The organism is Lentzea sp. (assembly GCF_036380075.1).
In the GTDB taxonomy this organism is placed as follows: Bacteria; Actinomycetota; Actinomycetes; order Mycobacteriales; family Pseudonocardiaceae; genus Lentzea.
Map to the genome: position 1 here is coordinate 1 of NZ_DASVFL010000367.1, position 8,688 is coordinate 8,688.

An 8,688-nucleotide genomic window follows, 5' to 3' on the forward strand; every position below is an offset into this window, starting at 1 on the left:
GAACTGTGGCCAAACTGAGACAACACAGGTCATGGTGCGAGCGCTTGTGGTGGCATCGCCGCAGCTAGACGCGTATTCACTGCTCGATCGGCACATTCCTAAACCGTGTGTCGCAGGTTCGAATCCTGCCTGGGGCACCACCTTTCGCCGGGTGAAATCAAGCTCTGACCAGCGGCAACGCGGTCGGAGCTTGATCTTTTCACCAGGCTCACCCAGCCCGCACGTGACTGATGTACGGCTCATAAGCCGACAGATCACGGCCAGGCTCGTAGGTCGACAGGTAGTAGTAGTCGGCGATGATGTTCGCCTGCTGCTCGGTGTTGAAGTCCCCGAACGACTTCCCCACCAACCCCTCAGCACCGCCGTAGTCGTACAGCCCCTTGCGGAAGAACCCGGCGATGGCGGTGGGCAGCAGCCGCCACACGCTCAGACCGTGCTGGTACTGGTAGGCGTGGGTCAGCTCGTGCACCAGCCACCGCTCGAAACGGGCCTGGTGCTGCGGCGTGGTCAGGACGCCGCGGGGGAAGGTGACCAGGCGCGGCAGGGTGCGGGCCACGCCGAAGCTGCCCAGCAGGCCGCCTTCCGCCAGGCGCAGGGCCGAGATGTCCAGGGCGTCGCCGAAGACCTGCTGGGCGATCTCGGCCTCGCGCGACTCCAGGTTGCGGCGGAACGCTGGTCTGATGCCCACGGTCGCTCCCGGGTTTCCACTAGGCGGACGGCCTTCACAAGGATCGCCGGAGCTTCGGCCGAAAGCCAGGGCGGGCTGTGACAGAACCCTGACAACGCGCCTACGCGATCCGGACAAACGGCCGGGAACGTTGTGGGTATGAGCGTCCACTTGAAACGATGGCTCGCGGTCTCGGGGGCCGCTGTCGTCATCGCCGCGGGCGTCGTGGTCGGGGGTTCGTACTGGCGGCTCGAGAGCAATCTCAAGACCGTCGATCTCGCTCGGGAGATCACCCACCCCAGACCGCCGTCGACGCCTGGCCGGCCCCTCAACATCCTGTTGCTCGGCAAGGACGACGGGCGGTCCGACACCGCCATGGTCGTCCAGCTCAACGCCGGCGGTGACCAGGCGCGGGTGGTCAGCATCCCGCGCGACACGATGGTGCCGCGGCCTCGGTGCGGGGCAAGTCCGCCTGTTGCGATCGCCATGTTCAACAGCGCGTTCTCGACGGGTGGTGCGGCTTGTGCCGTGGCGACCGTCGAGCAGATGAGCGGCGTTCGGATCGACCACTTCGTGCAGATCGACTTCAACGGGTTCCGCGACGTCGTCGACCGGCTCGGGGGCGTCGAGGTCACCCTGCCCGAGGCGATCGACGACGAGAAGAGCGGACTGCACGTGCCGGCCGGGCCTACGAAACTCGACGGGACCCATGCCCTCGGATTTGTCAGGACGCGGTACAGCATCGGTGACGGGAGCGATCTCAACCGCATCAAGAACCAGCAGCTGTTCATGCGGGCGTTGAGCGAGAAACTGGCGAACGAGAACTGGCTCGCCAGTCCGCAGAAAACTCTGCAACTCGCCGACATCCTGACCAAGTCGATCGTCACGGACACCGGTATCGGGTCGATTCCGAAGCTGGCGGATCTCGCGGGAAAGCTCACCGCGTTGAAACCCGGCGCCATCACCTACGTGACTTTGCCGACCGAGACCTACCCGCCTGATCCGAACCGGGTCCAGCCCAGACAGCCCGAAGCGGACGACCTGTGGAAGGCGGCCTGACCTAGCAGGCCGCGCCCTGCCACTCGGACGGCCGAGGCCACGGCTGAGGAGACCCCCAGCGCTCCTCAGCCGTGGACACGATTCCCCAGTTGGCCACTACCACTGCGACGGTCTCCCGTTCTCGTGATGGACGTGGAGTCGAGGTTGTCAGACCACCTCGTTAGGGTGGGCTTCTGAGGGCCTGTCCGATGTGTGCGTCGCAGCTCAGGCGGGCGGTCCGGTTTTCCGGTCCGGACGAGGTGGAGGCGGCTTGGGACCCCGTGGCGTCTTCGCGGAGCGCTTCGCGCTGCTCTACGCGGAGGCTGGCGACCCGCCCCTCAAGCGGGTCACGGAGTCGGTGAGCCGTGCCCGCCGAACGGATGAACGTGGACGGCCGGTCCGCGTCCCGGCACAGCGGGTGAGCGACTGGCGGCGGGGGCGCAACGTGCCCGCGCGGTTCAGCGGGCTGAGCGCGGTTCTCGAGGTCCTCGTCGGGGAGGCGCGCAAGCGAAAGCCCCAACCGGCGGTCGACGGTTTGTACGACCTCGACTCGTGGCGGGTTTTGTGGGAAGAAGCGCTCGCCAGTCCCGTCACCGACGCGGAAACACCGCCGCAAGAAGACAGTGCTATCTGCCCGTACATGGGTTTGAGTGCTTTCGGGCCGCAGGACGCGAACTGGTTCTTCGGACGGGAAAGGGCGACCGGCGCACTTCTGGACCGGTTGAACGAAAACGGCATCACGATGCTCGTCGGCGCGTCCGGCGCCGGGAAGTCGAGCCTCATGAAAGCGGGCGTTCTTCCGCGGCTGAGCAAAGACGCCATCATCATTTCTCCCGGAACTGATCCCTTGAAAGAACTGGCGCTCCAGGTGCCGGAACTGATTCCCACCCTGGAGGCGGCGGCCGGCTGCGAGGTGTTCACCGAGTTCGCGCGCGAGGTGCAGATCGCGGTCGGTGACCGGGTGGTGATCGTCGACCAGTTCGAGGAGGCGTTCACGCTCGGCGGCGACGAGAACCGGCTGCGGATCTTCGTGCAGGCCCTGCACGCGGCGGCGGAGAAGACCGCGGTCGTGCTCGGGGTGCGGGCCGACTTCTACGCGCGCTGCCTCGACTTCCCCGAGCTCGCGGAGGCGTTGCAGAACCGCCAGATGGTGCTCGGCGCGATGTCGGCCGCCGAGGTGCGCGACGCCGTCACGAACCCCGCCAAGACCGCGGGCCTCCAGCTCGAACCCGGTCTCGTCGACCTCATGCTGCGCGACCTGGGCGCGCACAACCGGCGCGGCAAGGACGCCTACGACGCCGGGGCGTTGCCGCTGCTCAGCCACGCCCTGCTGGTCACATGGCAACGCCGGCAGGCCGGTCGTCTCACGATCTCCGGCTACCGCGCGGCGGGCGGCATCCAGGGCGGCGTCGCCACCACGGCCGAACGCGCCTGGTTCGACCTCGACGAACCGGCGAGGGCGGCCGCGCGGCAGCTGCTCCTGCGCCTGGTCAGGGTCGGCGACGACACGCAGGACACCCGGCGCCGGTCCAGCCGCCACAGCCTCCTGGAGGCCAGCACGAACCTCGCCGCGACCGAACGCGCGCTCGAGGTCCTCACCCGCGCCCGGCTGATCACGCTCGACGCCGCCACCGTGGAGATCACCCACGAGGCGCTCCTGCACGCCTGGCCGCGGCTGCGCGGCTGGATCGACGAGGACCGCGCGGGCAACCTCACGCGGCAACGCCTGGAGGAGGACGCGGCGACGTGGTCTGCACAAGACCGCGACTCGTCGTTGCTCTACCGCGGCGCACGGCTGGAGGGCGTGCGGCAGCAGCAGGACGTCACCACGGTCGCGAAGGAGTTCGTGCGGACGTCCGAACGCCAGCACCGCAAGAGCGTCTGGCTGCGCCGCTCGGCCGTCGCGCTGGTGTCGGTGTTCGCGCTGATCGCCGCCGGTGCCGCCGTGATAGCGGTGCAGCAGCGCAACGACGCCCAGTTCCGCCAGGTCGTGGCGGAGGCGGACCGCGTCTCGGCCTCCGACCCGTCGCTGTCCGCGCGGCTCTGGCTCGTCGCGCACCGGATGCGCCCGGACGACCAGGCCGTCAACGCCAAACTGCTGGCCACCCAGCAGGTCCCGCTGGCCGTGCCGCTGTCCGGGCACACCGGCGCGGTCTACCTGACGACGTTCAGCCCGGACGGCAAGCTCCTCGCCACCGCGAGCTACGACCGCACCGCACGGCTGTGGAACGTCGAGGACCGCGGCAACCCGCGGCAGGTCGCCGTCATCACCGGGCACGACGACTGGCTCAGCTCCGCCGTCTTCTCCCCCGACGGCAGGCTCCTCGCGACCACCGGCCAGGACGCGACGATCCGGCTGTGGGACGTCACCACGCCCGGCTCCCCCAGGAACCTCAAGACCATCAGGACCGGCAACGGCCCCTGCTACCTGCTGGAGTTCAGCCCGGACGGCACGCTGCTCGCCGCGGCCAACGAGGACAGGTCCGCCCGGCTGTGGGACGTTCGCGACCCGGCGAACGCCAAGCCGGTCGGCGAGCCGCTGCGCGAACACACGGCCGCGGTCCGCTCGCTCGCGTTCAGCCCCGACGGCAGGACCCTGGCCACCACGGGCGACGACCAGACCCTCCGGCTCTGGGACGTCGCCACGAGGACCAGGATCGGCAAGCCGATGACCGGGCACACCCTCGGCATCCACACGGTGGCGTTCAGCGGCGACGGCACGCTGCTCGCCAGCGGCGCCGACGACAAGACCGTGCGACTGTGGGACCCGAGGACGCAGGAACCGGTGGGGCAACCGCTCGTGGGCCACACGAGCTCGATCTGGTCGGTGAAGTTCAGCCCGGACAGCCACGTGCTCGCCTCCGGCTCGTCCGACGCCACCGTGCGGCTGTGGAACCTGGCCGACCCGGCCACGCCCAGCCCGCTCGGCCGTCCGTTGTCGGCGCCCGGTTCGAGCCTGTTCGCGGTCGGCTTCAGCCCGGACGGCGGCGCGCTCGCGACCGGGTCGCAGGAGAACGCCGTGCAGCTGTGGTCGTTGCCGCAGTCGATGCTGCTCGGCCACACCTCGCACGTGCCCGTGCCGGCGTTCCGCGAGGACGGGAAGGTCGTCGCGACCGCGTCCGGCGACAAGACCGTCCGGCTGTGGGACGTGAGCGACTCGCACCACCCCGAGCAGCTCGGACCGCCGTTGACCGGCCACGAGCGCACGGTGAGCCACCCGGTCTTCCGCCCCGACGGCAAGGTGCTCGCGACGGCGGCGGGCGACCAGACGGTGCGGCTGTGGGACGTCGCCGATCCCGTGCACGCCAAGCAGCTCGGCGATCCGATCCTCCTGCGGAACCGGTTCTCGGCGCGGGTCGCGTTCCGCCCGGACGGCCAGGTGCTGCTGACCAACAACGACGACGAGTCCATGCGGCTGTGGGACGTGAGCGACCCGGCGCGGCCCGCACCTCTCGGCGAGCCGCTGACCGGCCACGACGGGTACATCAACTCGGCGGAGTTCAGCCCGGACGGCCGCACCCTCGCCACCGCCAGCAGCGACAAGACCGTCCGCCTCTGGGACGTGAGCGACCCGGCGCGGCCCCGGCAGCTCGGGCAGCCGATCGCCGACTCCGAGGTCGTGCTCGACGCGGTCTGGACGGCGGACGGCTCGACGCTGGTCGTCTCCGGGCAGAACAAGCTGATCCGGATCTTCGACGTGCGCGACCGCGAGCACCCGGTGCGGATCAGCGAGCTCGCCGGCCACACCGGCACCGTCAGCGCGGTGTCGATCAGCGCGGACGGCCGGCTGCTCGCGAGCAGCAGCGCGGACCGGACGTTCCGGTTGTGGGACATCACGAACCCCGCCGAGCCGTCGTTCCTCGGCCAGCAGATCACCGGCGACTGGCCGGCCGAGCCGCTCGTGCAGTTCTCCCCGCGCGGCAGGCTGCTCGCGACCGGCAACACCGACGGCGTGGTGCGGCTGTGGGACCTCGACGTGGAGCACGAGATCAGCCGGATCTGCACGACCACGCGGGGCGCTCTCACCCCGGCGCTGTGGGCGGAACGCCTGCCGCAACTGAAGTTCCAGGATCCGTGCCCGTAGGCGTGCAAACACGTCTCACGGTGAGCGCCGCATCGGTTACTGTCCGCGCCATGCGTCTTCTTGCTCGGGTCGGCAGCTTGCGCGCGGTCGTCGCGGTGACCGTCGGGTTCATCGCACTCAACATGCTCCTCGTGGTGCTCGGCAACGTCACGGACTACGCCACCAACGAGGCTTTCGTGAAGCACGTCCTCGCCATGGACACCACGTTCGGCGAGGGCCTGAAGTGGCGGGCCATCACCAGTCCCGCGGTCGTCACGGCCGTGTACGTCGTAATCATCGCGTGGGAGGCGGTCGCCGCGGTCCTGCTGACCGCCGGCACCGTCGCCTACGCCCGCGACCGGGAGGACAGCGCGCGCAAGCTCGCGTCCGCCGGTCTGCTGATGGTGGTGGCGCTGTTCCTCGGCGGCTTCATCACGATCGGCGGTGAGTGGTTCGCGATGTGGCAGTCGAAGGACTGGAACGGCATCAGCGCCGCACTACGCATGGTGACCATCGCGGGCTTCGCGCTGGTCCTCGTGCACCTCAGCCCGCGGCGGGCCACCGCGTAGTCGGCTCCACGCAGAACACCGGCCCGACACCGGCGTCGGCGCCGAGCTCCGTCCACCACGCACGCTGCTCGGTGTCCTCGACCGGGTCGACCACCACGATGCCCCCGGCCTCGTGCACGAACCCGACGAGGTCGCTGAGCACGTGCGACACCAGCTCGTCCGGCTTCTGCGACCGCCCCTTCACCCGCACGGCCGCCACGCCGAGCGAGCGCACCAGCTCGATCTCCGCGGTGGAACCGGAGAAGTCGCGGGCGCCGATGTGGATCCCCATCTCCGACAACACCTCCAGGTTGTCGGCGGCCTCGCTCTCCTCGTCCGCGAGCACGTGCACGGGGAACCCGAGCAGCAGCCGCGAGGCGTGCAACCCGGTGTCCGCCAACACCCTCCGCACGTCGCGGACGAGGTCCGGGCTCTTCGCCATGCTCTCGGTGAGGCACACGGCGAGCATCTCGTCGAACTGGCACGCGGTCTCCGCGGCCCTGCGCAACATCCACTCGCCGAGCGGCAGCATCAACCCGGTGTGCTCGGCCATCGACACGCACTTCTCGTGCTCGATCAGCCCGGCGTCCCGGTGCCGCCAGTTGAGCTCGGCCTCGACGCACACCCGCGCCGTCCCGTCGAGCCTCATGACGGGGTTGAACACGACCTCGATCTCACCGCTCTCCCACGCACCGGGCATGACGGCGGCGAGAGCGAACTGGTCCTGCTCCTTCTTGTCCAGCACGGCGTCGTGCAGCCCCCACTGCCGCCGCCCGCTGCGCTTGGCCCGCCGCAACGTCATGTCCGACGCCCGCAGCACCTCGGCCGGCCGGTCACCGCAGTGCAGCCGCGGCAGCACCCCGATCGTCGCCGACACGGCCACCCCCTGATCACCGAAGTAGACGGGCTCGGCCAGCTCGTGCTCGATCATCCGGATCGTCGAGTCGACGTCGGGCGTGTCCGGCCCGTTCTCGACCAGCACGGCGAACTCGTCGCCTTCGAGCCGCGCCACCATCGCCTTCTCGTTGGAGAACACGGCGCTCAACCGCTCGGACACGAGCCGCAACACCTTGTCGCCGACCTCGCGCCCCAGCCCGTCGGTGATCACCGCGAACGCGTCGAGGTCGAGGTGGAACAGCGTCACGCCGTGCTCGATGTCGCTGTGAAGCAACGACTCCAGCCGCGTCGTGAGGTACTGCCGGTTCGGCAGCCCGGTCAGCGCGTCGTGCAACGACTGGTACTGCAGCCGACCGCCGAGCAACGTGAGCTGGCTGTCGTCGTCGATCATCAGCACGTAGTGCCGCGGGTTGTCCTCGGTGTCTTTCTGGATGGTCGCCGCGAGCAACACCCGGAAGTGCTCCCCGTCGCGGTCGATCAACCGTGGCCGCTCCTCGACCCGCCGCATCCGCCCGTACCGGAGGCTCGCCAACGCGTCGTTGACCAACGGCAGGTCCGCCGGCGCGATGAGGTCCGTGAGCGTCATCCCCGCGACGTCCTCACGCCGCAGGATGGTGCACAACGCCTCGTTGGCCCGCTCCAGCTCCCCGTCGAGACCGACCATCGCGATGCCGGTCGACGAGTGCGTGAAGATGTCCTCGAACCGCTCCTCGCTGGCCTGAAGATCGAGCTGCACAGCCCTGTTGGCCCGCAACAACGCCTGGCTGACGCTCTCCTGCTGCTCCAACACGAACGCCTGGATCGCCGCTGTGTAAGCAGCCGACACAGCCCCGATCACCAACGCGGCAGTGCGCGCGTCGGCCCCTTCCTGCACGACGAACTCGGCCAGCACCTCGACGGACCGGCTCAAGCTCTCGGCGCCGACGCAGTGGATCTCCACCAACCGCGAGCCCACCGCGGCCGCGACCTCGGGATCCCCGGCGACCGCCTCGGCCACGACGTTCAACAGCTCGTGCAGCTCTTCAGTGAGCTTGGCAGCGGACAACGGAACGTAGGCAGTCCGCCCGACCTTGATCGCCCAGTCGCGCGCCAGCTCGTCACGACCCTTGGGCCGCGACGGCGTCACGTCGTCCTGGCTCGGCAAATCGATCCACCTGACCTGCTCGGCGAACAACGGTGCGAAAGCCTACAGCCAGCAAACCACACCGTCCCAATGCGCGGGGGTCTTCCCCCCATCGGGTGTACGACGATCTCGGTGGGTCACAACCTTTACTCGCTCGATCGGAGCAATTTCCCTCAAGAAAGGCGCAACGCACCGCCCCTCTTTCGGGGGACAGGAGAAACAGCTCACATATTCGCGCCGCGAAGCCGAAGGCGAGCCGTCCTCCCCCCGCACTGACGAGCAGCCAGGCGGTGGGTGCCCCGTCACGAGTCGCGCCACAGCTCTTGCTGCACGCGAGGAGGGGTGTCAAGCG

Annotated in this window: 5 protein-coding genes; 3 read left to right on the plus strand and 2 right to left on the minus strand. The window is 69.3% G+C overall.

What is annotated here, in order from left to right; all coding sequences use genetic code 11:
• Positions 1-208: 208 nt before the first annotated feature.
• Complete coding sequence (locus tag VF330_RS38800; RefSeq protein WP_330856732.1) at positions 209-688, minus strand: hypothetical protein; 480 nt, start codon at positions 686-688, stop codon at positions 209-211.
• Positions 689-826: 138 nt separating this feature from the next.
• On the opposite strand from VF330_RS38800, the gene VF330_RS38805 reads away from it, so the two are divergent.
• From VF330_RS38805 to VF330_RS38815, 3 genes are all read left to right on the plus strand, one after another.
• Entirely contained in the window at positions 827-1,726 is a 900-nt protein-coding gene (locus VF330_RS38805; protein ID WP_330856733.1) for an LCP family protein, read from the plus strand.
• Positions 1,727-1,976: 250 nt separating this feature from the next.
• Entirely contained in the window at positions 1,977-5,789 is a 3,813-nt protein-coding gene (locus VF330_RS38810) for a hypothetical protein (RefSeq protein WP_330856734.1), read from the plus strand.
• A 50-nt stretch (positions 5,790-5,839) separates the two neighbouring features.
• Positions 5,840-6,337 (plus strand): DUF2165 domain-containing protein, encoded by a 498-nt coding sequence (locus VF330_RS38815; RefSeq protein WP_330856735.1) that lies wholly within the window; start codon positions 5,840-5,842, stop codon positions 6,335-6,337.
• On the opposite strand, the gene VF330_RS38820 is transcribed toward VF330_RS38815, so the two are convergent.
• On the minus strand, positions 6,312-8,357 hold the full coding sequence (locus tag VF330_RS38820) for a diguanylate cyclase domain-containing protein (RefSeq protein WP_330856736.1): 2,046 nt from the start codon (positions 8,355-8,357) through the stop codon (positions 6,312-6,314). The two genes, VF330_RS38815 and VF330_RS38820, sit on opposite strands and share 26 nt — an antisense overlap.
• Positions 8,358-8,688: the final 331 nt, after the last annotated feature.